Consider the following 25,957-nt stretch of genomic DNA (forward strand, 5'->3'; position numbering starts at 1 on the left):
TGATCACCTTTTAAATATCTAAGTGCTTAACGTCTTTCGCGTGGTCTTGGATGTAGTTTCTTCTTGGCTCGACCTCATCGCCCATAAAGAGATTAAACGTGTCAGAAGCACTTATAGCGTCGTTTATATCGATCTTTAAAAGTCTTCTGTTCTCAGGGTTCATCGTAGTCTCCCAAAGCTGCTCAGGGTTCATCTCACCAAGACCTTTATAACGCTGGATATATGCACCTTTTTTCGCATTTTTCTCTACTTCATCAAGCACATCTATAACGTCACTATGCAGGTCTAAGCCGCGCTCTTTTATCTTTTGGCTGATATAAAGTGCCTCTTCATAAAGTGGGTTTGTGAATAAATTTTCATTTACTACAAGCTCTTCTAGGCCGCTTTCAGTTTGCACGTAAATTCTAATCTCATCTTCGCTAACGTAGTGGTTTAGGATGTTGTGACCCTCAGCTTTTAAGAAATTCTTTAAAATTTCAAAAATTTCATTGTAACTTTTTGAGACGATGTCTGGATTTTCTATCATATAGCGGATCGCTGAAAGGACGTTAAAGCGTTTTTCAAGCTCTTTTAAGACACTTCTATAAGCTGCAACGATCTTTAAAAAGTCAATCAAATCCGCACTACCGATACCCTCTATATCAACGCCCTCGATGCCAGTTTCGATAAGAAATTCGTTTAATGCCTTTTCATCTTTTAGATAAATTTCTTTCTTACCTTTTTTATAGCGGTAAAGTGGCGGCTGAGCTAGGTAGATGTGGCCGTTTTCTACAACTTTATTTAAAAATCTAAAGAAGAAAGTTAAAAGCAGTGTCTGGATGTGGCTACCATCGACATCGGCATCGGTCATGATGATAATCTTATGATATCTAAGCTTCTCAGCGTCAAATTCATCTCCGATACCGCAGCCTAGTGCTGTTATCATATTTTTTATCTCATCAGACTTTAAAATTTTATCCAGTCTTGCCTTTTCAACGTTTAGAATTTTACCCTTAAGCGGCAATATCGCTTGAAAAACTCTATCACGCCCCTGCTTAGCAGAACCGCCCGCAGAGTCACCCTCCACTAGGTATAGCTCGCTGATAACTGGGTCTTTACTCTGACAATCAGCTAACTTACCAGGGAGTGTACCTACGGTCATGCTCTCTTTTTTACGAGTTAGATCTCTAGCTTTTTTAGCAGCTTCTCTACCACGAGCTGCCATTAGAGCTTTTTCCATTATCGCTCTTGCTTCGATAGGATTTTCTTCAAAATACTTTGTAAGTACGTCAAAAACCATCTTTTGAACGATCGGTTTTACGTAGCTAGATCCTAGTTTGCCTTTTGTTTGCCCCTCAAACTGTGGCTCTGGCACTTTTACGCTCACAACAGCGATAAGACCCTCGCGGATATCTTCACCAGTTATCTTTGTATCTTTTTCACGTGCAGCAGCGTTTGCTGAGACATAGTTTGTGATAACTCTTGTAAGGCCCGCTCTAAATCCAGCTTCGTGTGTACCACCATCTGGAGTTTTGATGTTATTTACAAAGCTTAGTAAATTTTCACTATAAGTGTCGTTATAAAGCAGGGCAAAATCAACAAGCACGTCATCTTCGCCACCGCTAAATGAGACAGCTTTGCTTACTGGATTTGCCTTATTCATATCAGTTACAAAGCTCTCTAACCCGCCTTCATAGTGAAAGCTCTCGCTTCTGCCGTTTCTTTGATCTTTAAAATTTATAGTTATCTTTGGGTTTAGATATGCTAACTCGCGAAATCTTTTTGTTAAAATTTCATCATCAAATTCAGTCACTTCAAATATACTATCATCTGGCCAAAACTCAACCTGCGTGCCTGTTCGGTTTGTAGTTTTTATAACTTCAAGGTCGCTTTGTGGGATACCACAAGAAAATTCTTGTCTATGAAGCTTGCCATCACGCTTTATATTTACGACTAGTTTTTTAGAAAGAGCATTTACAACAGATACACCAACACCGTGAAGACCGCCTGAGACCTTATAAGTATCTTTGTCAAATTTACCACCAGCGTGAAGCACAGTTAAAACAACAGTCGCAGCTGAAATTTTCTCAGTCGGGTGCATATCTACTGGGATACCACGTCCATTATCACTAATGATCGCTGATCCTTCACGTGTAAGCTCAATCTCGATCGTATCACAGTATCCTGCCATTGCCTCGTCGATAGAGTTGTCAACAACTTCGTAGATCATATGGTGAAGACCACTAACGTTTGTATCACCTATATACATGCCCGGGCGTTTTCTAACTGCCTCAAGTCCTTTTAGTACTTTAATATTTTCTGCGCCGTAATTATTTTCCATAACCTAGACCTTATCTTATAAATTTATTGGCATTATCACTGTTGTTAGTTCCTTTGAACTTACAACAAATGCCAACGAGCTTTCATTAAATCCAAGCTCAAAATTTTCATCTTCAATACTAGTTAAGAAATCAAGCAAGTATCTATTTTTTATGCCTATAAAGAATTCATCTTCTAATCCAGTTTGATAATCAATCATAGTTTTTGCTTCAGAGTTATCTTCTATAACACTTTCAAATGTTATATTGTCTTTTGAAAAAGTTATTTTCATTGTATCACTTAGCATTGAGATAGTTTTTATACCCTCTATCATCTTATCTCTACTTAGCTGAAGTCTTTTTCTTACCTCTTTTGGTATGACACGCTCATAGTCTGGGAATTTACCATTTATAAGTTTTGTGAAAAATTCAAAATTTTGGCTTTGAGCGATTAAGATATTCTCATCATAGTAAATTTCTATCTTGTCAAAAAATAGTTTTTGTATTTCATTGATAGCTTTTTTAGGGATTATAAGTGAAAATTCTTTTTCAGTTGGTGTTTGAAATTTAAAAACACTAAGTCTTCTTGTATCAGTACCAACGATATTTATAAAGTCTTGTTTAATATCAAGGAAAGCACCATTTAATTCAAATTTTGGGTTATTGCTATCAATACTTGGTAAAATTTTCTTTAAACTTCTTCCTAACATAACAGCATCAACATCAAATTTTGATTTGCCTTCTATCGTTGGAAATTCTGGAAAATCTTCAAATTTATACATTGGAAGTTTGTATTTTGAGTTTTTTTGTTTTATATAAAGATAGTTATTTACAGTTTCTAACATCACTTCTTCATCTTTTAGACTTTTTATAATGTCAAGTAGTTTTTTACCATTTGCAGTTGCATAGCCTTGATCAACGATTTTTACATTACTTAGCTTATATGCTAGTCCTATCTCATGATCAGTTGCTTTTATATTTAAAACTCCATCTTTTGCTGAAATATAAATGTGAGAAGTTATAGCACTAAGATCTCTTTTTTCAAGATATGGGTTTGTATTTGTTACTATGCTTTCAAGCATATTTTTGTTTATTAAAACTTTCATTAAAAACTTCCTTCTATTTTTAAATTTAATTTTTTTGTTTTAGTAGGTGATGTTAAAAAGTGAAAAGTGCTTTTTAACACCGAAATACAGCTATTTGAAATGTGAAAAATTATATTTTCTTTTTCACATTTATTCACAAATTTCATATTGTATTTTATCCTTTTGTCAAAATTTTGTTTTTTAACTCAGTAACTTTTAGACTAAAAATTTCATTAGTTTGTATTAGCTCATTTATCTTTTTAATATTATGACTAACGGCACTGTGATCTTTCATGCCAAAATAGTTTGCAATTTGTGGCATTGAGTTTGTTGTAAGCATCTTTGCAAGATATATGATGATTCGTCTTGCTTCTACGATATTTGTAACTCTTGATTTGCTTTTTATATCACTTTGTTTGATATTTAGCTCTTTACTAACTATTTCAACGATAGTATCGAAATTTATGTTTTCACGTTTTTCTTTGATCAGATCTTTTAATATACTTTTTGCAAGATCAAGTGTTATCTCTTCTTTCATAAGAGTTTTAAAAACATTTAAATTTATGATAGCTCCCTCGATCTCACGGATATTATCTCCCATATTTGTAGCTATGTAGTTTATGACCTCTTTATTTAGATCGATTTTATCAAATTCACATTTTTTGATGATGATGGCTATCTTTGTATCAAGTTCAGGCGGCGTAATATCAGCCATAAAAGCCTTATCAAATCTTGAAATCATCCTATCTTCAAAGCCTTTTAGTGTTTTTGGTGGTCGATCTGAAGTCATAACTATTTGACCATTTTTTGCTAAAAGTTCATTATATGTGTTGAAAAATTCCTCTTGAATTTTATCGGTTTTGCCAAGAAATTGCACGTCGTCTATTAGTAAAACATCACAGTTTCTATATTTTTCACGAAATTTTGGCATTGAGTGGTTATTTATGTGACTGGTAAAATCTATCATAAATTGTTCACTAGTTACGCAAATAACGGTTTTTCCTTTATTCAAACAATGATTTCCAACCGACTGGAGTAAGTGAGTCTTGCCAAGTCCCGTAGTGCCATAGATAAAAAGTGGATTATAAAGTACGCCAGGTTTTTCAGCGGCTGCTTTTGCACTTAAAAATGCGTATTGATTTGACGCTCCACAGACAAAATTTTCAAATGTGTAGCTTGGATTTAAAATGCTACTTTGTGTTTTTATTTGCTTAACATTTATTTGATTTTGCTTCGATACCTTGCTACTTTTAGTAGATGAAATTTCTATATTTGGCTTTATACCTGTTCTAACTTCATATAGATGAGCGATCTTATCAGCATATCTTGTATTTATAAATTTAGCCATTAACTCATTTGGTGCAGTGAATACTATAATATGATCGTCTGAAGCCTTTTCGTTAAATTTTAATTGTTTGATATAACTTTGGTATTCTTCAGGTGAAATTTGTGTTGAAAGATTTTCTAAAATTTCGTCTGCTATCAAATTTTTATGCCTTAAATTTCGAGAATTTTTATAGTGATACTATCTTAATTTTAATAAAACCTTTGTTAAACTCTGACAAACTTTTTCACATCGTGAAAAAGTCGTGAAAAAGTATTGAAAAGATAGTGATGAAAATTTTAGGAATCGACCCAGGTACGAAGAATTGTGGTTATGCAATACTTGAAAAAAATAAATTTAAAACTATTCTTCTTGAAGCAGGACTCATAAAAATAAAACCAAACACACTTCAATATCAGATTACCGAGCTTTGTGACGGGCTTGATCTCATCTTTAAAAATCATAAATTTGACGAGGTCGCGATCGAAGATATATTTTTCGCTTACAACCCAAAAACTGTTTTAAAGCTTGCTCAGTTTCGTGGTGCACTTAGCCTTAAAATTTTACAGCTTCATGGCGATTTTGCCGAGTATACACCACTTCAAGTAAAAAAAACTGTCACTGGCAAAGCTAAGGCTGACAAAGAGCAAGTGGCATTTATGGTGAAGAAAATTTTAGGTATAAACAAAGAGATAAAACCGCTTGATATAACCGACGCGATCGCGATCGCACTAACTCACGCAAATAATTTAAGAATAAGCTAAATTTTGATAGGAAAAAGATGGCAATAGTAAAAGCATTATTAATTGGCGAGGTGAAAAACTACGGCTCGCAAAGTGCGACTGACAAGCTAAATACACCTTGGAGCTCAGCTATATTTAAAGTAGCTCAAAATGGCGAAATTTTCGCAAATGAACTTGGCTTTGTGGGCGATAGTGTCGCTGATACGAAGCACCATGGAGGCCCTGAGAAAGCTATATTTGCAAATTCACTTTCAAACTATGCCAAGTGGGAGAAATTTTTAGGATTTAAAAATATGGCTTACGGAGCTATGGGTGAAAATTTATGCATTGATGGCCTTGATGAGAGTAGTGTCTGCGTGGGGGATATCCATAAGATCGGCTCACTAGTGCTTCAAGTCTCGCAGCCAAGAAAGCCATGCTTTAAGCTATCAAAAAGATGGGGCAATGAAAATATGGCTACTCACATCTTTGAAACCGGCTTAACAGGCTGGTATTACCGTGTCATCACTCCAGGATCGTGCAAAGCAGGTGACACCATAGAGATAGTCAAAAAGGATGAAGTTGGCATGAGTATTTTGGAGGTAAATAGGCTCTTTTACGCACCAAATGAGAATTTAAAACTATTAGAAAAATTTAATGCTCTGACTACTATTACAAATGGCTGGCACGATGATGTTAAAAGACGTCTTAATAATACATATAGTATTGAATTTATGAAAATTATTTAAATTATCTTTAAACTATAAATCTTTTTGTTTTTGCTCCGATTGTACTTTGGTTAATGTGTTTTAAATAAAAATTTAAAGGAGCAAAGGTGTTTAGGTCTATTACAAATAAGATGGCACTTGCCTTGATGTTTTTACTCATCATCTCATTTAGTGCTATTTCTGCGGTTAGTTACTTTACCTCAGAAAAGAAGGTTATTGAACTTGTTAGTGAAAAAGAAGAACAGGTTGTTAAAGATATAAAGGGTGTAACAGATACATTTTTTGACGAATATTTAGGATATGTTCAAAAAGCTTCAAATGTTATCAAAGATTTGCAAAGTGGTGATGAGATAATGGATTTTATCCTACTTGAGAAAAAGATATCAAATAGCGTAATAACTTATGTATATTATGGTGACGAAGATGGAAATTTCTTTCAATCAGACGGCAAAAGAACAACAATTGCTGATAAATACGACCCAAGAACTAGAGGCTGGTATAAAAATACAAAAGAGAAAAATAAAGAAATTTATGGTGAACCAAGGCTTACTTCTACAAAAGATCTAGTTATTACTTTCACATCTCCTGTAACTAAAAATGGAAAATTTGCTGGTGTTGTCGGCATTGATATAGATATCAAAAAGATAAGTGATAAAATTCTTGAGATCGGTATGACAAAGGATGGTGGATATGCTTATATAATGAAAAAAGATGGCACATTGCTTTTTTCTGACATAGCTTCTGCTGTTGGCACGATCTTACCTGTCACAAAGATCGTTTCTGAAAAATATAACAATAAAGAATTTGACGAAAATGGTTTAATCACATATAAAAACACAAAAGATCAAGATGTAACTGTTAAAATTTTACCTATAAATGAAGAAGGTTGGCTTGCGGTAGTTGCGATAGGTGCTGATACTTTTGCAAATCACACTATGCCTATTTTAAAAACACAACTAATAGTTGCAGTGTTATTTATAATAATCCTTTCAGCTATTGTATTTTTCCTACTAAAGCGTTCTTTGAGACCTATAGGAGTCATCCAAGAGAAGCTTACAGATACATTTAAATTTATAACTTATGAGAGCAGTAACGCTCCAAGCAAGCTAGATATCCATACGACTGATGAATTTGGTGTAATGAGCGAAGAGATAAATAAAAATATTGACAAAGTTATAGCTGGTATCCAAAGAGATAATACTATGCTTGAAGAGCTAAATGTAGCCGCAAATAATATGATAAGAGGAAATTTAGGTGTTAAACTAAATGAAAATCCAAATAATCCATCGCTTATCAAGCTAAAAGACCTACTAAACACTTTCTTTAGTTCTATTAGTCAAAATTTAGGTAGTGCTATAAACATCCTAAATGCCTACTCAAAGAACGACTATACCGCTAAGGTCGAAATAAGAGACGATCTAGAGGCTGATCTAAAAGCGATGATGGTTGGCATAAATAGCTCTGGTATCGCGATATGTGATATGCTAAATAGCAGCCTAAATCAGGCTCAAATTTTGGAAGAAAAAGCAAAAATTCTATCTGAATCTATGAAAAATTTAACATCAGGAGCAAATAAACAAGCAGAATCTATCCAGGAGAGTGCAGCAGCTATTGAAGAGATGTCAAGCTCAATGAATGCGATCTCACAAAAAACAAGCGATGTTATTAGACAAAGCGATGAGATCAAAAATATCATAGTTATCATCCGCGATATAGCCGATCAGACAAATTTACTTGCCCTTAACGCTGCCATAGAGGCTGCACGTGCAGGCGAGCATGGACGAGGTTTTGCGGTCGTGGCCGATGAGGTTAGAAAACTAGCTGAACGCACACAAAAAAGCCTTGGCGAGATCGAAGCAAATGCAAATGTCCTAGCTCAATCAATCAACGAGATGAGTGAATCTATAAAAGAGCAAACAAATGTTGTTGATATGATAAACCAAAGCGTTGCTCAGATAGATAATGTCACAAAAGAAAATATCTCAGTTGTAAATACTACAAATGAGGTAAGTAACGATATAGATGGCATGGCAAAGGTCATACTAACTGACGTTAGAAAAAATAAATTTTAATACCCACAAATACTCAAATATTATTAGGCTCGTGTAAGTTTACATGAGCCTTTAAAATTTTAAACATTTTTTTCGCTAGAATTACCAAAAATTTAAAGGAGAATATATGCCATTACTTGATAGTTTTTGTGTAGATCATGTGAAAATGCAAGCCCCAGGAGTAAGACTAGCAAAAAGTATGAAAACGCCAAAAGGCGATGATATAAGCGTTTTTGATTTGAGATTTTGCAAGCCAAATGAGGAAATTTTACCAGAAAAGGGCATCCATACTTTAGAACACCTATTTGCTGGTTTTATGAGAAATCACCTAAATGGCAATTGCGTTGAGATTATAGATATCTCTCCAATGGGATGTAGGACTGGCTTTTATATGAGTGTGATAGGCACACCTAGTGAAGATGCCGTTAAAAACGCTTGGTTAGCTTCTATGAAAGATATCTTAGAGGTTAAAACTCAAGATCAAATCCCAGAGCTAAATAAATTTCAATGTGGCACTTACAAAATGCACTCTCTTGATGAGGCACACGCCATAGCAAATAAAATTTTAGCCCAAGGCCTAGTCATCATAAACAATGAAGAGATCAAACTTGATCTTGATGCCATGGGGCTAAAAAAGCACTAATTTGAAGACGACTAAGTTAGAAAATCAAGCCTATCTAAAAGAGCAAATTTTAACCTATCTTGGTAATAAACGCTCGCTTTTAGGCTTTATCGAACAAGGCGTAAAGTACGCAAAAGACGAGCTTAAAAAAGATAAGCTTAGCTGCTGCGACCTCTTTAGTGGTAGTGGCGTGGTGGCTAGGTTTTTAAAACAAAATAGCGAATTTTTAGTCGCAAACGACTTGGAACTTTACAGCTTTATCACAAACTCATGCTACCTGCAAAACGCCACAAATGAAATAAAAAATGAGATAAATTTCTGGCAAAAAAAGCTTGAAAAAGAGATAGAAAATAACCTTTCTGAAGGCTTTATAACAAGGCTTTACGCCCCACAAGATGATAAAAATATTACCGAGGGCGAGAGGGTTTTTTATACTAGAAAAAATGCCATTTTTATTGATACAGCAAGAAGGCTCATAGATGAGTTAGTGCCAGCTGAAATGAAAAATTTCTTCATAGCTCCGCTTCTTTATAATGCAAGCGTACATGCAAATACAAGTGGAATTTTTAAAGGTTTTCATAAAAATAAAGAGGGCATCGGTCAATTTGGTGGACGAGGACAAAATGCCATCTCAAGGATCACTTCTGATATAAATTTGACTAAGCCAATTTTTTCAAATTTTAGTGTGCCATTTGATGTCTATCAAAAGGATGCAAATTTGCTCGCAAAAGAGCTTGATGGGCTTGATCTAGTCTATCTTGATCCGCCATATAACCAGCACCCATACGGCTCAAACTACTTCATGCTAAATCTCATCGCAAGCTACGAAGAGCCAAGTAAAATTTCAAAAATTTCTGGTATCGCAAAGGATTGGAATAGATCGGTTTTTAATAAAAAATCATCAGCAAGCGAGGCATTTTTCGAGCTGATAGCAAATTTAAAGGCAAAATTTGTTCTGATTTCATTTAACTCGGAAGGCTTTATCAACCAAGATGAGTTTGATAGAAATTTAAAGCAGGTTGGCAAGGTTCATCTGCTTCGTAAAAAATACAACGCCTACCGTGGTAGCAGAAATTTAAAAGCTAGAAACATCCACGTAGACGAGCTTCTTTACGTTTTACAAAAGTAAATTTAGCGCTCACTTTATCACTTCTAAACCACAAACCGCACTAACATAAATGTTAGTTTGACTCATCTTCTGGCAAACATCTCTCAAATATAAATTTATGCTCATCAGGTAAGGCAGCGAAAATAGCATTTGCTAAATTTCTTATCTCCCAAAGGGCTGATTTTGAGCTGCGAAGTGAGATAAAATTTTGCAAGCTTCTAGCGTTTATGCTCCATGTAAGCTCTGTTTTGTAGCACTCTGGCAGGCAGTATTTGACGATGTCTAGGCTCTTTGTCGTTGAGGCTAAAATTTCACGTAAATTTTCAAGCGCTTTTATGCTCGCGTTATCCACTAGCTCGTCATTTGTTAGTACGATAAATTTAGCCGCACGCTCAAACTGCCCTACTTCAAATTTCTCCTCTTTTTTTAGCTCTTTTAGCGTGTAGCGGGTTGATTTGACACTTAAGCTCGCTAAGCGGTGACGAGCTAGCTCTTGAAGTAGCGCACGAGAGATATCTTGGATGTAGAAGTTATAGTATAGGTGCTCTAAGGTCGAGGCATGTTTAAATTTATTGCCTACTCTATCTATTAGCTCAACATCTTTTTCGCCGCCGTTGTCGCCTTTTTCAAAGCTTTGCCAGCATGTGCGGATAGCGTGAGAGCAGATATTTAGTGGAGTATGATTTAGTAGTGTTACTTGCATTTTTTCTCTTTTGTAAAATTTTTTAACATTTTACAAAAATAAGGCTGATTTTATTTGTAAATTTAAAGCATAAATTTCAAAGGGAGACAAACGCTCCCTTTTGTAAAAGTCTTAGTTATTATTGTTTTAATTGAAGAAGTGTATTTAGCATCTCATCGCTTGTTGTGATCGTTTTTGAGTTTGCTTGGAAACCTCTTTGGATTACTATAAGATCTGTTAGCGCACGGCTTAGATCGACGTTACTAGCTTCAAGTTTTGAAGCCGCGATCGTTCCCTTATCGCCTGTGCCAGCCGCACCGATAACTGCTTCGCCTGAGTTTGCGGTTTGTGAAAAGACATTTCCACCCTCACTTTGAAGACCTTCGTTGTTTGTAAAGGTAGCAAGTGCTACTTTAGCTAGGCCAAAGCTTTGGCCATTTGAAAATGAGCCTATTATCGTTCCAGTCTCATCTATTTTTATGCCATTTAGAGTACCACCTGTGTAGCCATCTTGTGAGATTGACTCAGTTGATGAGTCTTTATCAAAGCTTGTTAAGCCGTTAAAATCAGTTCCAAGACCAAAATTTAAACTAATATTTTGACCACTTTGTGAGCCATTGTTAGCTGAAAACGTTATCGTTGCTGGGTGAAAACTTGCAAGTGAGCCATTTGAGTTAAATCTAGCTGAGCCAGTTATAACATTATCTGGACCTTCGCCTGTGTAGTTTATCTTAGCTGGCTCTGGTACTTGGATGATCATGCTCCACTCTGTACCACCATCTGTTGTAGTGCCCGTTTTTGCCCATTTTATACTAACTGTGTGTTTTGAGCCAAGTGAGTCAAAAATTTCTGCCGTTGAGCCGTGGCTTGACATCATCATCTTTCCGCTTGCTCTTAGTGCTTGGCCAGGGCTTAATGCACCATCAAGTGCTTTCATAATATTTGTAAAACGTACGTTTTCGTTTATTGCCGCATTGTTTGTGCCTTGAGCTGGTTTTGTAAGAGCAGTTGTTGTCATATAAAGGGCTTGATCAGCGATTTCATTTGTTGGGTTTTCTAGCTGGAACTGACCTAATTTATTTACAGTAACCTTTACACCATCGTTTGTATCATCACCTGCAAGTGCTTGAAGTGCTGCAACACCAGCTGCGTGAGCTTGGTCCGGCGTATGACCTGCAGCGATTTCAGCATTATAAGCAGTGTTATAGGCTGTTTGGTATGCAGTATTTGTTATAGCTGCTCCGCCAGTACCAGCAGCTATCTTATGAGCTGCAGTTGCTGCTTTTGCAGCGTCAAGTGCGTCAGAGTTTGCTCTTATTTGACCGTCGCCGTTGTAGTCAACATGGTTTCTAGCATCCTCTTGCATAGCAGCACGAAGATCTTCTGTCGTTGTTATTTGTCTTGCGATTTTATCGTTATTTGGATGAACAGCTGTTGTTTGAGAGCTTGTATATACATATTGATAAGCTGTTATGATATCTTTATCAGCTAAACCAGCAACTGTATTGCCACCATTTATTTTTAGATGAATATTTTTTGTCTCTTCAGTAGTGCCTGAGTTGTTTCTGTTTATAAGTGTTAGTTTATTACCCTCTGAAATTTCAGCTCTAACACCAGTTTTGTTGTACTGAGCATTGATCGCAGCTGCAACGTCACTGATACTTGTCATTGAATTTGCTTGAGATTTTATAGTAGTACCATTTATTGTGATATCAAGTGTTGCCGCTGGATTTATCTGGCCGATATTTTGAGCAGCTCCACTTCCTACAGTAAATTTTTCAGTTTTAGCATTTGCGTAGCTTACCCAGATACCTTGCCCATCTCTTAACGCAAGACCATTTCCAAGCTCATCAAATGTAACACCAAGATCTACACCACGCTCTGTTAGGCTTTGTTCTTTTCTTGAGTTCGTATAAAACTCATCGTTATTTGTATCATTTTCGTTGTGGACTTCATTTGCGTTTAAAATTCCGTCATTGTTATAGTCACGTCCGCCAGCAACCGAGTCTAGTGAATAAATAGGAGTGCTTCTTTGGTCGATGGTGTTGCCTGAGTCAAGGTTGCCTTTTATCTTTACTTCTGTTGTGGCTCTTGCTGGAGTTGTAAGACCCTCTTTGATCACGATATTTTTTATCGGACCTGTTGAGTCGATAGTGCCAGTCTCTTCATCTCTTGTCCAGCCTTGAACGATATATCCGCTATTGTTTACAAAATTTCCCGCTTTATCACGGACAAAGTCACCATTTCTTGTATAGTATCTTGTAGTTCCACCATCTGGAGATACGACGAAGAAGCCATTTCCTTGAAGTGCAAGGTCTGTTTGCTTATCAGTAGATGTTAGTGTGCCTTGTGAGAAAATTCTCGTAGTTGAGTTTATAGTCGTTCCTAGACCTATTTGCATAGCATTTTGACCGCCTAGCTGACCTTGTGGAGCAGTAGCGACTCTTGGAGTTTGGCTTAGTATATCAGCAAAGTTTGCACGGTTGTATTTATAACCATAAGTATTGACGTTTGCGATATTATTGCCTTCTACGTCCATGGCTATCTGGTGGGCTTGTAGGCCTGAAACACCAGACCAAAGTGATCTCATCATTGACTTATCCTTTTTGCATTTTAAATTTTTATATTTTTCAAAAGCAAAAGATGTTCCAAAAAATTTATATTGATAAAAAGAAGAAAAATAAAAAAGAAATTTGGCGTAATTAACGCCAAATTTTATCCAAGTATCATTGCACCTACGATACCACCGATGATAAGTGGGATATTAAAAAATACAAATGTAGGCACACAAGTATCATATATGTGGTTATGTTCGCCATCAGCATTTAGACCGCTTGTCGGCCCAAGTGTGCTATCGCTTGCTGGGCTTCCAGCATCTCCTAGAGCTGCAGCTATGCCAACTAACAAGATGATGGCTGGTACTCCAAAACCAAGATTAAGACAAAGTGGCACATAGATAGAAGCTAAAATAGGTATCGTACCAAAGCTAGTGCCTATACCCATCGTGACTAAAAGACCGATAAGCAGCATCAAAAATGCACCGCCTATCTTGCCGCCAGATACCAAGCTAGCGTATTTTACAAGCTCATCGATGCCGCCACTCTCTCTTAAGATAGTGCCATAACCTGCCGCAACTAGCATGATAAAAGCGATAAATCCCATCATAGCAAGGCCGTTATCCATGATCTTATCTACTTTTTTATATTCGATACCACCAAAAACAACCATGACTAAAAGTCCAAGTAGTGCGCCAAGCGGCAAGAGCGATGTATAAATTTGTACGACAAAAGCTACTACCGCACCAGCTAAAACTGCCCACTCCTTTTTAGTCATCTCAAGGCTTTTTGCACGCTCGATCTCATCAAGCTCTTCTTTTTCAAATTTTGAAGTTTTATAAACTCTTTTTTTACCGTAAAAAAGTATGGCGAGGATAAGTCCAACAAACATCGAAGCACCACCTATCCACATAACAGAAGAGATATCAGAAATAGATGTGGTTATGCCGTTATTTGCTAGCTCTTTTTTTAGGATATTGTGAAAAAGCAGACCAAAGCCAACGCTAAGGCTTACATAAGGTGCTTGAAGACCAAATGTCAAAGCGCAAGCCACGGCACGTCTATCTATTCCCATCTTGTTCATAATAGCAAGAAGTGGTGGAATCAAAATAGGTATAAAAGCTATGTGAACTGGGATTAAATTTTGAGATAAGCATGCTATAAATGCGATAGTTAGTGTAAAAATTACTTTATTTGAGCTAAGGAATTTACTCAAAGCATTTATCAAGATAGCAGTTAAATTTGTATTTGCAATGGCAGCTGCTAGAGCGCCAAGTAAAATATAACTAAGTGACGTTTCAAGGTTGCCTTGCATGCCGCTTATGAGGCTTTGCGTAGTCTCTTTTAGAGCTGTAAAGAGGCTATCGATCCCATTTATAATACCACTTTCAAATCCGCTAAATCCATGCTTATACATCACACCAGCAAAAAGAGCAGAAATAAGGATAGAAAGCAAGATGTTAAAACGCAGCAGACAAAGCACCGTCATCACCAAAATGCTAAAAACAACAGGGTTAAAAATAAGCATGAGCATCCTTTTTGTAAGAGTGTGAAGATTATACAAATGTGTGGCTTATTAAATTTTAAAAAGAGTGGCTTAAGTGGGCTTGTGTTAAAATTTTGAGTAAATTTTAAAAGGAAAAAACGATGGATTTAGAGAAAATTTATAAAGAGGCCGGAGCATATTTAGAGGGACATTTTTTACTAAGTAGTGGTAATCACTCGCAGTTTTATCTCCAAAGTGCAAAGGTGCTTGAAGACCCAGCTTTGGCTGGAAAACTAGCTGACGAGCTTGCCCGTGTGATAGAGAAATTTGGCATTGAATTTGATAGCGTTTGCTCGCCTGCACTTGGAGGAATTTTAGCTGGCTATGAGCTCGCACGTGCGGCAAAGAAGCGTTTTATCTTTACAGAGAGAGTTGAAAAGGTAATGAGTCTTAGACGTGGCTTTGAGGTAAAAAAAGGCGAGAAATTTATCGTCTGCGAAGATATCATCACAACTGGCGGTTCAGCACTTGAAGCAGCACGTGTTATAGAGAGTCTTGGTGGTGAGGTAGTTGGCTTTGCAGCGCTTGCCAATCGTGGCTTTTGTAAGGTCGCAAATTTAGACAACGACTCAAAACCAAATGCAAAACTACCAAGCGATAAGCCGTTTTTTGCTTTAGGAAATTTTGAGTTTGAAATTTATGAGCCTGAGCATTGCCCACTTTGTAATGATGGAAGTAAGGCGATTAAACCTGGAAGCAGGGGAAATTAAAACTATTATAATTTTTGGATTTGAGTAAATTAATCTTTAGCAAATCCAAAAATACTAAAGATGTGCAAGGAGTATCTACTAAATTTTAAGCGGCTAAAGCGATTTGAGTTTCTTTTATTGCCAAAATAGCATTATTTCTATATCACATTAACAAAAATTTTTACTTTAATTTAAAAAATAATTTACTTTTTATATTGGTATGAATTATTTTTTGTATAATCTTATTTTTAAGCTATCAAGTGATAATATCTGCCCAAAAGCGAGATCAGGCTATGCAAGAAAATGATATTTTAGATGTTTTATCAAATAAAAAAGTCCTTTGTCTTGAGGATGAAGAGGCGATTTTAAAAAACATTTGTACTTCGTTGGAGCTCTTTTTTGGAGAGGTAACAGGTGTGCAAGACGGCTGTGAAGCACTTGAGCTAGCTCTGAGTGATGCATATGATGTTTTGGTACTTGATATAAGCGTGCCAAATATCGATGGCCTAGATGTCGCCAAAAAAGTAAGAGCGATCAATCAAAAAATTCCCATTGTGATCCTATCAAGTCATGTCGAACAAGAGTATTTGTGGAGAGCGGTTGAGCTAAAGATCACAAGATATCTCGCAAAGCCATATGATAAACAATCTTTCATAAAAGCCCTTGAAGATGTTGCTTTGGAGCTTGTCGGACGCATTCCTACTATTAGGTTAAATGATGAATTAGAATATGACTTTAGCAAAAAGGCACTTTATTCAGATGGTAAAATTTTTCATCTAAGCAAGAGTGAAAGTAGGCTTTTAGAGTATTTTTTAAATAATAAAAACAAAACTATAACTTACGAACAGATATTTGATTATATTTGGGAGTATGAGCAGCCAAGTAAAGAGGCGATAAAGACGATCGTAAAAGAGCTTAGGCGAAAGATCGGCAAAGATGTGATTAAAAATTTATACGGTGTAGGTTATCTTTGTGAAATATAAATTTCAGCTAATTGTTGGTGCTTTTATCTTTGTTTATCTTTTGGTATCGGCACTTGTTTTAAATTTTTATAATAATCTTGCAATGAAAGATGCTAAAAGAGAGGCGTACTATGTCCTTGAGAGTATAAATTCTGTAAGAGAATATATAGCAGGCGTCCAACGTCCGTTGATCGAGCAATTAAAGCATGATGGCATTTTAAAAGAAGACTTTTTTGACGAGAGACTACTATCATCTTCATATATAAGTCGTGAAATTTATAATATCCAAAAACAAAAATATAATCTTGACTTTGACTATAAACTAGTCGCCATAGCACCTTTAAATAAAGCCCATGAACCAAATGAATTTGAAGCGCAGGTATTAAGAGGCTTTAAAGAGAATCAATTTACCGAATTTTCAAGGATTATAAAAGATGAAAACGGTTCGAAGCTTTTTGTAGGATTGCCTATAAAAAATCAAAATGCGTCTTGCTTGGTTTGCCATAATAGTGAAAATGCTCCAAAACAGATGTTGGAGCGTTACGAAATGCCAAATGGGCAAATTCCTGAGGCAAGTGAAATGGTGGCAATGCTATCTTTTAAAATCCCACTGCGTGCCATTTTTGCCTATCATTTAAAAGAGATCGTCATTATAATGAGTGCGATTACACTTATATTTGGGCTATTTTTACTACTTGTTTATAAGATGCATAGGCGTGGAGAAGAGAGCAAAAGGCAGACTGAACAGCTTATGATACATCAAAGTCGTCTAGCTTCGATGGGTGAGATGATAGGCAATATCTCGCATCAGTGGAAGCAACCACTGGCACAGATCAGCTCAGCTTTAATAAATTTAGAGCTTTATCAGGAGCGAAAAAAACTTGATGAAGCTAAAATTTATGAATTTATAAAAGAGACAAGTAAACAGATAAATTTTATGTCAGAAACAGTTGATGATTTTAGAGACTTTTTTAAGCCAAATACCTTAAAAAGGGAATTTAGTGCAGATGAGGTTATAAATCAGACCATAAAAATTCTAAACGCATCACTTAAAAAATATCAGATTGAGATGGATATCGATATAAGAGAAAATTTTACAATCTTTGCAAATTTTAATGAAATAATTCAAATCTTAATAAACATTATAAATAATGCAAAAGATGCATTTAAACAAAGCTATGTAAAGCCTAGAGTGATAAAAATTTATACTTTTATAAAAGATAATCGTAAAAATTTATGTATAGAAAATAATGCAGGTGCCATAAAGACTTCGTTTTTAAATGTTATCTTTGAGCCACACTTTAGTACAAAAGACTCTGGAAGTGGACTTGGACTATATATGAGTCGTCTTATTGCTAGTAAAAATAATGCTCTGATATTTGCTAGAAATACGGATGAAAATAGCGTTACATTTACAATTAGTTTCGAAAGTTTATAATTTATTAAAAATTCCCCCTTTTCTACCCTTTTTTGCTGTTAATATTATCAGTATGAAATCATTTTGATTTTAGGCTCAAAAAATTCAAAGGAGGACACGTGAGAAATTTACACAAAGCCCTAGCCGGCTTACTCATGGGTGTTAGCATCTTCGCGTCACAAGCCTGTTGCGAAGAGCATAATATGCAGATGTCCAATAAAGCACGTGATGTTATCGCAAATCCTAAAGGCACACTGCAAAGTAGAGGTGTTATCTCCTTGCAAGACTACATAGTAGAAGAGCAAGAGATGTATAACTGGTTGTTTAAAAACCACCCTATTTTTACAAAATATGGTGGCAAAACTGTCGGTAAGCTAGATGTTCATGACCGTGGTTTAGAGTGGCTTGCTGAAGGCCATGGTTTTGATATGTCAAAACTTAGTAAGAGAGATGGTGGTAATGGCTACAGTTCTATGATGTATAGAATTCCAGCTACTTCATCACTTCAGTTCCCTAATAAATTTGTGGGACCAGAAAAGTGCGGTGAGTGTCACCCAGCTCAATACGAGGTCTGGAGCAGATCTCGCCACGCAACAACTATTCGTTTCCCTGGTGAGCACCCAGAGGTAAACAACAATCTAACAGAGCCTGTATTTGACAAAGATACAGCTTCTATCCTTCCAAAAGGTATCACACCAGATGTAATATATGCGACTGTTGGTCACTTAAGAACAAAAATGGGCTATGTGGATGCATGGTTGCTTCGTGGTACTTATTACGTTGAGGGCGGCTTGCTAAGAGATGGCACAGGTCAGATCGTAGCTGGCGGTAACCAATGGCAAAGAACATGGGCGTTAAATTTAGACGACGCTACTGTTAAGAAAATCAAAGAGCTTGTTCCAGAATTTCCTGGTACTCTTGAAGAATACGGTGACAATGGCGGATACATACGAGGTCTTGCTTCATACGCTGCAAAACACAAAAAATCAATGTTCTTCCAAGCAAACTCATCATATTGTGAAGTTTGTCACCCAGTTAAATTCGACTTTAAATCAAAAGCAGAATTTTATGCAGCACTTGGTAATGCTAAAGAGCTTCAAAAACACACTATCTCAAAAGGTGTAAGTTGCGAAGAGTGTCACGGAGCCGGTGGTCACCTTGACGGAGCTACAAACTTTAGAACATCAAACTGCGAACGCTGCCACCAAAGATTTAACTTTAGCCCAGACTTAATGCGCGCCAATCCTCTAAACAATGGCAAGCTTGATCTATCATTAAGCTCTAAATTTAAATCAATGGGACCAGGATGCGGTTCTGAAGGTTCACAATCATACTTTACAGCTCACTACGACAAAGGTATGAGATGTGTAACTTGCCACGATCCACACGACAATACAGGCCTAGTTGTAGGCGATAAAAACGTAAAAGGCATGAACTATAACTCAGAGCAAGGTTATTTAAGTGCATTCTACACTAAACCAAAACTCAAAAAAGAGTGTAAAGATTGCCATGAGACTCAAGCATATATCGCATCTAAAGCAGATACACACAAAGATAACACTTGTGCATCTTGCCACATGCCATTTATGATGAGCTGCGAGAACTTCTACGCTGTTCAATTCCAAGATAATGCTGGATTTGATACTCAAAGAAGATCTCATATCTGGAAAATCATGGTTGATCCAAAAGAAAAATCTCTAGTTCCAGGCGATGCTGCTAAAGGTCCAAGAGATACTAAAGATTGGCACTTCCAAAGAGATAAAAACGGTCACAACTATGTTGACTTAATGTGGGCATGCGCTAGAACATCTTGGGCTGATAAAGATATGCAAGATACTAAAGGCTGCCACAGTCCAGTACTATCTGAACTAAAACCAACACTTCACTTCAAAAACCAAAAACAAGTTTATGATGAAGTTATGGGCTGGCAAACTCCAGTGAAAAATCAATTCTCTGAAGTTAAGATCGGTATCGAGGGTCTTTATACATTGCTTGAGACTAAAAAACTTGACTCAAGTGATAAAGCAAGAGTTTACGAGCTAATTCAAAGTGCTCAAGAAGTAATCGATATGGTAGAGAAAGATGGTTCGTGGGGTATGCACGGATTTAAATTTACTAAACAAAAACTCGATGCATCTAAAGAGTATATAAAAGAAGCTCAAAGAATTCTAAATAAGAATTTATAGCATCTAGGGGCTAGTTTTAGCCCCTTTAAATTTAAGGGTTTGATATGAAAAATGAGGTTTTAAAATTTACATTACTACTTAGCCTAAGCGCAGCTAGCCTTATGGCAAGTGCAGACTACAACGAGTCTTACGCCATGGGAGCAACAAGTGGTGGATATGTTTTAAATGGACTACAACAACAAAAAGAGATAGGCATTGGCTATGATGCTGATGCGATCATCAAAGGTTTCGCTGATGCTTTAAAGCAAGAGCTAAAACTAAGCGATGCTGAGATAGCAAAGCTACTAAATAAAAGAGCTGAAAATTTAGACAAGATATTAAAAGAAAAAGAAGCTGTCCTGCTCAAAGAGAGAATGGAGCAAGGCAAAGCTTTTATGAATAAAAACGCAAAAAACAAAAATGTAAAAACAACAAAATCAAAATTACAATATGAAGTCATCAAAGCAGGCTCAAAAGGAGAGACTCCAAAGCCTGAAAGCATCATAATAGCGAACTACAAAGCAAGCTTTATCGATGGTAAAGTCTTTGATGAGACAAAAGAAGCTCCAGCTCACCTTTCTATGCTAAATTTAATCCCTGGTCTTGAAGAGGGCTTAATGCTCATGAAAGAGGGCGATAAGTATAAATTTGTTATCCCACCAGAGCTTGCATATGGCGATAGCGGAGTTGATGGCATACCAGGAGGAGCTACTATCATTTTTGAAATAGAGCTTATTAAGGTCTTAAAGCCTGGCGAGTTAGCTGAGGCTGCAAAGAAAATTCATGAAAAAGAACTAAATGAGGGCATTAAAAAGCCTCATTAATCCATAAAAATGGAGTTAAAAATGCAAAATCAAAACAATAGAAGAGCATTTTTCAAACGTCTAGCAGTGGTTGCTGCTGGTGCTAGCGTAGCGAGCAGTGGTTTTGCTTTTAAAGAAGAGGAAAGTGTAAAAAAACCACATTTTGGCATGATATTTGACCAAAATAAATGCGTTGGTTGCACGGATTGCGAGATAGCCTGCAGAGAAGTAAATATAGTCCCAAAAGGACAGATGAGGCTTTTTGTTCAAGATAAGACTGATCCTAAGAATTTACTAGATAAAAGATATGTCAGAGTCTCTTGCCAACAGTGTGTGGATGCTCCTTGCGTCAATGTTTGCCCAACAAACGCCTGTCACAAGGATCCAAAAACAGGCATACAGACTACAAATATAGATGACTGCATCGCCTGTAAATACTGTATCGTGGCCTGTCCTTACGACGTGAGATATATCGACAAAGTTACTCATTCAGCTCAAAGCTGTAACTTCTGCGTAGATACAAATTTGAAGGATAAAAAAGATCCAGCTTGTGTCGAAGCCTGTAGGTACGAAGCTTTGGTCTTTGGTGACTTAGATGATGAGAACTCACATATAAGCCAGCTTTTAGCTGTTAAAGATAGCATAAGGCTAAGAGCGGAACTTGGTACAAAACCAAGTCTTAGATATATTCCTAAAGTAAAAACGGGGGTGTAAGATGGATGGTGCTATAAATTTTAGCGAGACATTTTCGCACGGAGTTGAATGGGGTTGGCCGATCGCTGTTTATCTTTTGCTGGCTGGCATGAGTGGTGGTGCTTTGATCGTTGCTATACTTTTAAAACACTATAAAAAACAAGAAAAATTTAGCCCATTTTTTAAGGCTGCTTCGCTTTTAGCGTTCGTTAGCATCATGCTTGGTATGGTTTGTCTAATAGCTGACCTTGAAAAACCGCTTTTGTTTTGGAAAATTTTGATCAACTATAACTTCAAATCAGTTATGTCTATCGGTGTTGCTGGGCTTTGTGTATTTATACCGCTTAGCTTTTTGATGTGCTTATATGCATTTAGTACGGAGTTAAAATCTTTTTGTGGCATTTTTGATGGCATAATGAAAATTTTAAACCCTCTCTATCCGCTTTTAAGTGCGCTTTGCCTACTTTTTGCGGTGGTTATTTGTGCATATACGGGCTTTTTGATCTCAGTGCTTATTAGATTTCCACTACTAAACACAGCTGTACTTCCAGCCTTGTTTGTCGCTTCTGGTTTAAGTGCTGGTATAAGTGGCAGTAGCTTAGTGGCTGCGCTATTTTTCAAAGAAGATCCGCATTCAAGCGACCTTCATTCACTTCACAGCGTAGAATTTAGCGTTTTAGGGGCTGAGATTTTACTCATCTTAATGCTTTTTGTATCGCTATTTATCGGCTCAACCTATCAACAAGAAGCTGCAGTTGCGTTTTATAGCGGTGTTTGGGCGAAATTCTTTTGGTTTGGAGTCGTTTTAGTTGGCTTTGTTGTGCCTTTTGTCTTAAATTTCGCACTTGGCAAAAGCGTAGCAAGCTTAAAATTTAGCTTTTATGCCAGCTCAATAGCGGCTGTTGTTGGTGTTTTGTTACTTAGAATTTTTATTCTTTATGCAGGACAGACTTACGGTATCTAAGGCCTAAAGCAAGCGATGAAAATTTCAAATGTTTACCTCTTGTCTTTAGTGTTATTATTTATCCTTGCTTTTGGTGCAGGGACTGCGACCTTTTTGGAAAATTTTTATGACACGCAAACGGCTAGAGTGCTAGTTTATGAAGCACTCTGGTACGAGTGCGTCATGGCTGCTTGTGCCATCTGCTTAGCTATTAGTATCATTAAAACCAAGATGTATAAAAAACCTGGAGCATTTTTTGTACACCTTGCTTTTATCGTCATCTTTATTGGAGCCGCGCTTACAAGGCACTTTGGTGAAGAAGGTGTGTTACATCTAAGAGTTGGCGAGAGTGGCAACACTATGCAAAGCGTAAAGCCTTATTTGAGAGTGGAGATGTCAAATGAGAGCTTTAGCTTTCCATTAAAATTAAGCCTACTTGGCAACAACGACTTTTACTTCAAAAAAGATATAAACGGCAAAGAATTTGAGATAAAGATAGCTGGCTATAAAAAAGATGAGAAAAACGCTCCAGCTACGCTTACCATAGAGGCTGGCTTTGCTGGACAAAAGAGCAAAACCGCCAAGGTAAAAGGCGGAGCTGGCTATGACCTTGAGCCTAGTATTTTAAGCTTTGATGGGCAAGAGGCTAAATTTTACTTTAGTTCACGGGCTATAAATTTACCATTTTCACTAAAACTTGAGAAATTTATTCTAGAGCGATACGCAGGACTAAACAGCCCATCGTCTTACACAAGTAGGGTGAGTATTGCAGGCAGCGAGCATGATATCTCATTAAATAATCCACTAACACTGGGTGGCTACAAAATTTTTCAGTCATCGTATGATCCAGATGAGCAAGGAAGCGCACTTGAGATAAACAAAGACCCAGGCAAAATCCCAACCTACATCGGATATTTTCTGCTTTGTCTTGGCTTTGTGGCAAATTTATTTAGTAAAAATAGCCGATTTTTTAGGCTGCTAAATTTCATAAAAGGCTCTCAGATAGCATTTTTAGCTGTTCTTTTACTAAACGCAACGCCAAATTTTGCTAACGAAAATAACAAAAATTTAGAAGCACATGCGGGTAAATTTACCAAAATTTTAGTTCATACTGATAACAGGATCGCTCCAGCTAGCTCGGCTACAAGGGCTGTGATAAGCAAAATTTCAACCAAAACCACGCTATTTGGGCTTAGCAGCGAGGAGCTCATGCTCTCTTTTGCCCTTTCTCCAAAAGAGTGGATGCAAAAAAGGCTTGTAAAGATCACAAATGAGAGGATAAATGAGCTTTTAGGGCTTGATAAGAGCGAGAGATTCGCTAGTTTTAGTGATGTTTTTAGCGAGGACGGCGACTATAAACTGGGTAAATTTGTAGAAGCTGCAAATGAAAAATCTGCCTCAAAAAGAGATAAATTTGACAACGACGTGATCAAATTTGACGAGAGGCTAAATGTCTTATATTTTGCATTAAAAGGCGAGATGCTTAAATTTATCCCAGCTAAAAATGGCGATAAGCTCACGTGGTTATCGGTAAATGAAGCATTTGGCTCAAATGAAATTCCAAACGAATTTAAAAATGTTTTAAGTAACTATATAGGAAATTTAAGCCTTTGCATGCAAGATGGCGAGTGCAAAGAGGCTGATAAGAGCTTGGAACAAATTTCAAGCTTTCAAAGAGGCGTTTTGGGCTCTCTTGCGCCAAGCGAGGCAAAAGTTGGCCTTGAAGTGCTCTATAACCAAATGGAAATTTTTAAATTTCTCATATATTTTTACATGATCCTTGGGCTAGTTTCGCTCGCTCTTGGCTTTTATAGGCTATTTTTTGGCAGAAAATTTAGATTTGAAAAGGCTCTAAATCTTGCATTTTTCACCGCATTTGTAGTGCATGCCGCAAATTTAGTCCTTCGTGCCTACATCTCAGGCCACGCGCCTTGGAGCGATGCCTATGAGAGCTTAGTATATATCTCATTTACAAGTGTGCTGGCTGGAGTTTTATTTTTTAGAAAGCAAAGCTTTGCACTATCGGCTGCGTCACTCTTTGCGGCTATATCTTTGCTGGTAGCTCATCTAAATTTCATAAATCCACAAATAACAAATTTAGTCCCTGTCTTAAAGTCATTTTGGCTTAGCGTGCATGTAAGTGTCATCACGGCTAGCTACGGCTTTTTGGGCTTTGGCTTTGTGCTGGGGCTTGTAGGGCTTATTCTAATGGCTCTAAAAAATGATAAAAACGAGCAAAAACTTAGCGAGCAGATAAGATACCTCGCCGCGACTGACGAGCTAAGCCTCATCATAGGCTTAAGCTTGCTAACTATCGGAAATTTCCTAGGCGGCGTCTGGGCTAACGAGAGCTGGGGTAGATACTGGGGCTGGGACAGCAAAGAGAGCTGGTCGTATATCACGATCATCGTCTATGCCATAGTGCTTCACTTGAGATTTATGCCAAGCCTAAAGGGCGTTTTTGTATTTTTAGTCGCTAGTGTGCTATCATTTGCCTCGGTGATATTTACATATTTTGGTGTAAATTTCTATCTTAGCGGACTTCACTCATATGCAAATGGTGAAGGTTTTGGCGTCTCAGGGCTAATATATTTGATCTTAGCAGGCCTTGCCTTGCTGATAGCCCTAGCCTACCGCGGCAGAGATATAAAAGTAGTTTAGGAGATATGATGAAAAAGAGTTTGGTTTTATTGTTTGCTAGCTTGTGTGTTTTAAATGCTGGCTATATCAAAGAGGCTTTAAGTGCAAAAGACGACCACAACAAGCTAGCACAAATTTATGAAGATGCTTGTGACAAAGAGAAAAAGGCATCAGGCTGCTATAATCTAGCTGTACTTTACAGCAGAGGTGATGGCAACGTCAAAAAGGACGAAGCAAAGGCAGCTATGCTTTATGAAAAAGCTTGTGATCAAAATTTCTCTATGGCTTGCAGTAATCTTGGCTATGCATATGAAAAGGGCAAGGGTGTAGAAAAAGACCTAGCTAAAGCAGTGAAATTTTATGAAAAAGCCTGCAAAGACAACGAGGGTTGCACAGAGCTTGGCTTGCTTTATGCAAATGGCACCGGCGTAACAAAGGATCTTAAAAAGGCAAAAGAGCTCTATGAAAAGGCTTGCAAGGCAGGGGACGGCATGGGTTGTAGCAACCTTGGCTACCTATACGCTCAGGGCGAAGGCGTCGAAAAAGACTACGCAAAAGCTAAAGCAAACTACGAGATGGCTTGTGCAAACGAAGCTGGCATAGGGTGTGACAACCTTGGCTTTTTATATGTCTATGCCCAAGGCGTCGATCAAAATTTAACAAAAGCTACAAAGCTTTACGAGCAAGCGTGCATATATGGATATGAAAAAGGCTGCAACAACTACGCTATCATGCTAGCTGAAGGCAAAGGCGTGAAAGAAGATATAGAGAAAGCACGTGAAATTTTTACTAAAAGCTGTAAAAATGGCTTAAAAGAAGCGTGCGAGAATTTAGAAATCTTAGGAAAGCATTGATGCTTTGATAGAGCTAGGCTAGTGGCATTTAAAGCTTATGTAATATAAAAAATGAGTTAATACACTAAAGG

At 37.0% G+C, this 25,957-nt stretch carries 20 protein-coding genes and 1 pseudogene; 15 read left to right on the top strand and 6 right to left on the bottom strand.

Features of this window, described 5'->3' with window-relative positions; translation table 11 throughout:
• Positions 1 to 10: 10 nt before the first annotated feature.
• The 3 genes from gyrB to dnaA all read right to left on the bottom strand — a co-directional run bounded on the left by gyrB (position 11) and on the right by dnaA (position 4,868).
• Positions 11 to 2,320, bottom strand: coding sequence for a DNA topoisomerase (ATP-hydrolyzing) subunit B (gene gyrB, locus ACTTKV_RS06630; protein WP_442549817.1), 2,310 nt, complete (start codon positions 2,318 to 2,320; stop codon positions 11 to 13).
• Positions 2,321 to 2,335: 15 nt separating this feature from the next.
• Positions 2,336 to 3,403, bottom strand: a complete 1,068-nt coding sequence (gene dnaN / locus ACTTKV_RS06635) for a DNA polymerase III subunit beta (RefSeq protein WP_103582138.1) — start codon at positions 3,401 to 3,403, stop codon at positions 2,336 to 2,338.
• A 154-nt stretch (positions 3,404 to 3,557) separates the two neighbouring features.
• Positions 3,558 to 4,868: a chromosomal replication initiator protein DnaA gene (gene dnaA / locus ACTTKV_RS06640; RefSeq protein WP_054195855.1), complete on the bottom strand. Its 1,311-nt coding sequence runs from the start codon at positions 4,866 to 4,868 to the stop codon at positions 3,558 to 3,560.
• Between the two features lie 122 nt (positions 4,869 to 4,990).
• Between dnaA and ruvC the strand changes: the two genes are divergently transcribed.
• From ruvC to ACTTKV_RS06670, 6 genes and pseudogenes are all read left to right on the top strand, one after another.
• Positions 4,991 to 5,470 carry a crossover junction endodeoxyribonuclease RuvC gene (ruvC, locus tag ACTTKV_RS06645; RefSeq protein WP_442549839.1) on the top strand — a complete coding sequence of 160 codons (480 nt, stop codon included), beginning with the start codon at positions 4,991 to 4,993 and terminating at the stop codon, positions 5,468 to 5,470.
• A gap of 17 nt (positions 5,471 to 5,487) precedes the next feature.
• The gene (locus tag ACTTKV_RS06650) at positions 5,488 to 6,177 is read left to right on the top strand and encodes an MOSC domain-containing protein (protein WP_442549818.1); all 690 of its coding nucleotides are present in this window, start codon (positions 5,488 to 5,490) and stop codon (positions 6,175 to 6,177) included.
• 125 nt (positions 6,178 to 6,302) lie between these two features.
• Positions 6,303 to 7,046, top strand: a pseudogene (locus tag ACTTKV_RS06655) (cache domain-containing protein); the annotation flags it as partial.
• A 741-nt stretch (positions 7,047 to 7,787) separates the two neighbouring features.
• On the top strand, positions 7,788 to 8,228 hold the full coding sequence (locus ACTTKV_RS06660; RefSeq protein ID WP_442549840.1) for a methyl-accepting chemotaxis protein: 441 nt from the start codon (positions 7,788 to 7,790) through the stop codon (positions 8,226 to 8,228).
• A gap of 106 nt (positions 8,229 to 8,334) precedes the next feature.
• Entirely contained in the window at positions 8,335 to 8,850 is a 516-nt protein-coding gene (gene luxS / locus ACTTKV_RS06665) for an S-ribosylhomocysteine lyase (RefSeq protein ID WP_442549819.1), read from the top strand.
• A 1-nt stretch (position 8,851) separates the two neighbouring features.
• Complete coding sequence (locus ACTTKV_RS06670; RefSeq protein ID WP_442549820.1) at positions 8,852 to 9,958, top strand: DNA adenine methylase; 1,107 nt, start codon at positions 8,852 to 8,854, stop codon at positions 9,956 to 9,958.
• Positions 9,959 to 10,010: 52 nt separating this feature from the next.
• On the opposite strand, the gene thyX is transcribed toward ACTTKV_RS06670, so the two are convergent.
• From thyX to ACTTKV_RS06685, 3 genes are all read right to left on the bottom strand, one after another.
• A complete protein-coding gene (gene thyX / locus ACTTKV_RS06675; RefSeq protein ID WP_442549821.1) occupies positions 10,011 to 10,640 on the bottom strand; it encodes an FAD-dependent thymidylate synthase in 630 nt (209 codons plus the stop codon).
• A gap of 118 nt (positions 10,641 to 10,758) precedes the next feature.
• Entirely contained in the window at positions 10,759 to 13,212 is a 2,454-nt protein-coding gene (gene flgE / locus ACTTKV_RS06680; RefSeq protein ID WP_442549822.1) for a flagellar hook protein FlgE, read from the bottom strand.
• 122 nt (positions 13,213 to 13,334) lie between these two features.
• On the bottom strand, positions 13,335 to 14,702 hold the full coding sequence (locus tag ACTTKV_RS06685; RefSeq protein WP_442549823.1) for a Na+/H+ antiporter NhaC family protein: 1,368 nt from the start codon (positions 14,700 to 14,702) through the stop codon (positions 13,335 to 13,337).
• 119 nt (positions 14,703 to 14,821) lie between these two features.
• On the opposite strand from ACTTKV_RS06685, the gene pyrE reads away from it, so the two are divergent.
• From pyrE to ACTTKV_RS06730, 9 genes are all read left to right on the top strand, one after another.
• Entirely contained in the window at positions 14,822 to 15,430 is a 609-nt protein-coding gene (gene pyrE, locus ACTTKV_RS06690; protein ID WP_442549824.1) for an orotate phosphoribosyltransferase, read from the top strand.
• A 272-nt stretch (positions 15,431 to 15,702) separates the two neighbouring features.
• Positions 15,703 to 16,392: a response regulator transcription factor gene (locus tag ACTTKV_RS06695; RefSeq protein ID WP_442549841.1), complete on the top strand. Its 690-nt coding sequence runs from the start codon at positions 15,703 to 15,705 to the stop codon at positions 16,390 to 16,392.
• Positions 16,382 to 17,809 carry a c-type heme family protein gene (locus tag ACTTKV_RS06700; protein ID WP_442549825.1) on the top strand — a complete coding sequence of 476 codons (1,428 nt, stop codon included), beginning with the start codon at positions 16,382 to 16,384 and terminating at the stop codon, positions 17,807 to 17,809. Before ACTTKV_RS06695 ends, ACTTKV_RS06700 begins: the two co-directional genes overlap by 11 nt.
• Positions 17,810 to 17,907: 98 nt before the next feature.
• On the top strand, positions 17,908 to 19,974 hold the full coding sequence (locus tag ACTTKV_RS06705) for a cytochrome C (protein ID WP_442549826.1): 2,067 nt from the start codon (positions 17,908 to 17,910) through the stop codon (positions 19,972 to 19,974).
• 44 nt (positions 19,975 to 20,018) lie between these two features.
• Entirely contained in the window at positions 20,019 to 20,777 is a 759-nt protein-coding gene (locus ACTTKV_RS06710) for an FKBP-type peptidyl-prolyl cis-trans isomerase (protein ID WP_442549827.1), read from the top strand.
• A 21-nt stretch (positions 20,778 to 20,798) separates the two neighbouring features.
• The gene (locus ACTTKV_RS06715) at positions 20,799 to 21,470 is read left to right on the top strand and encodes a 4Fe-4S dicluster domain-containing protein (RefSeq protein ID WP_442549828.1); all 672 of its coding nucleotides are present in this window, start codon (positions 20,799 to 20,801) and stop codon (positions 21,468 to 21,470) included.
• 1 nt (position 21,471) lies between these two features.
• Positions 21,472 to 22,413, top strand: a complete 942-nt coding sequence (gene nrfD / locus ACTTKV_RS06720) for an NrfD/PsrC family molybdoenzyme membrane anchor subunit (RefSeq protein ID WP_442549829.1) — start codon at positions 21,472 to 21,474, stop codon at positions 22,411 to 22,413.
• Positions 22,414 to 22,428: 15 nt separating this feature from the next.
• The gene (gene ccsA, locus ACTTKV_RS06725) at positions 22,429 to 25,053 is read left to right on the top strand and encodes a cytochrome c biogenesis protein CcsA (RefSeq protein WP_442549830.1); all 2,625 of its coding nucleotides are present in this window, start codon (positions 22,429 to 22,431) and stop codon (positions 25,051 to 25,053) included.
• A 5-nt stretch (positions 25,054 to 25,058) separates the two neighbouring features.
• Positions 25,059 to 25,886: an SEL1-like repeat protein gene (locus ACTTKV_RS06730; protein ID WP_442549831.1), complete on the top strand. Its 828-nt coding sequence runs from the start codon at positions 25,059 to 25,061 to the stop codon at positions 25,884 to 25,886.
• The last annotated feature ends 71 nt before the right edge of the window (positions 25,887 to 25,957 follow it).

Origin of the sequence: Campylobacter sp., from assembly GCF_052169515.1 — a bacterium.
GTDB lineage: Bacteria > Campylobacterota > Campylobacteria > Campylobacterales > Campylobacteraceae > Campylobacter_A.

Bases quoted from the DNA above. Each gene is read 5' to 3' on its own strand.
- gyrB (WP_442549817.1), bottom strand. From the start codon at position 2,320: ATGGAAAATAATTACGGCGCAGAAAATATTAAAGTACTAAAAGGACTT.
- dnaN (WP_103582138.1), bottom strand. From the start codon at position 3,403: ATGAAAGTTTTAATAAACAAAAATATGCTTGAAAGCATAGTAACAAAT.
- ACTTKV_RS06650 (WP_442549818.1), top strand. From the start codon at position 5,488: ATGGCAATAGTAAAAGCATTATTAATTGGCGAGGTGAAAAACTACGGC.
- ACTTKV_RS06660 (WP_442549840.1), top strand. From the start codon at position 7,788: ATGAATGCGATCTCACAAAAAACAAGCGATGTTATTAGACAAAGCGAT.
- luxS (WP_442549819.1), top strand. From the start codon at position 8,335: ATGCCATTACTTGATAGTTTTTGTGTAGATCATGTGAAAATGCAAGCC.
- thyX (WP_442549821.1), bottom strand. From the start codon at position 10,640: ATGCAAGTAACACTACTAAATCATACTCCACTAAATATCTGCTCTCAC.
- flgE (WP_442549822.1), bottom strand. From the start codon at position 13,212: ATGATGAGATCACTTTGGTCTGGTGTTTCAGGCCTACAAGCCCACCAG.
- ACTTKV_RS06685 (WP_442549823.1), bottom strand. From the start codon at position 14,702: ATGCTTATTTTTAACCCTGTTGTTTTTAGCATTTTGGTGATGACGGTG.
- pyrE (WP_442549824.1), top strand. From the start codon at position 14,822: ATGGATTTAGAGAAAATTTATAAAGAGGCCGGAGCATATTTAGAGGGA.
- ACTTKV_RS06695 (WP_442549841.1), top strand. From the start codon at position 15,703: ATGCAAGAAAATGATATTTTAGATGTTTTATCAAATAAAAAAGTCCTT.
- ACTTKV_RS06710 (WP_442549827.1), top strand. From the start codon at position 20,019: ATGAAAAATGAGGTTTTAAAATTTACATTACTACTTAGCCTAAGCGCA.
- ACTTKV_RS06715 (WP_442549828.1), top strand. From the start codon at position 20,799: ATGCAAAATCAAAACAATAGAAGAGCATTTTTCAAACGTCTAGCAGTG.
- nrfD (WP_442549829.1), top strand. From the start codon at position 21,472: ATGGATGGTGCTATAAATTTTAGCGAGACATTTTCGCACGGAGTTGAA.
- ccsA (WP_442549830.1), top strand. From the start codon at position 22,429: ATGAAAATTTCAAATGTTTACCTCTTGTCTTTAGTGTTATTATTTATC.
- ACTTKV_RS06730 (WP_442549831.1), top strand. From the start codon at position 25,059: ATGATGAAAAAGAGTTTGGTTTTATTGTTTGCTAGCTTGTGTGTTTTA.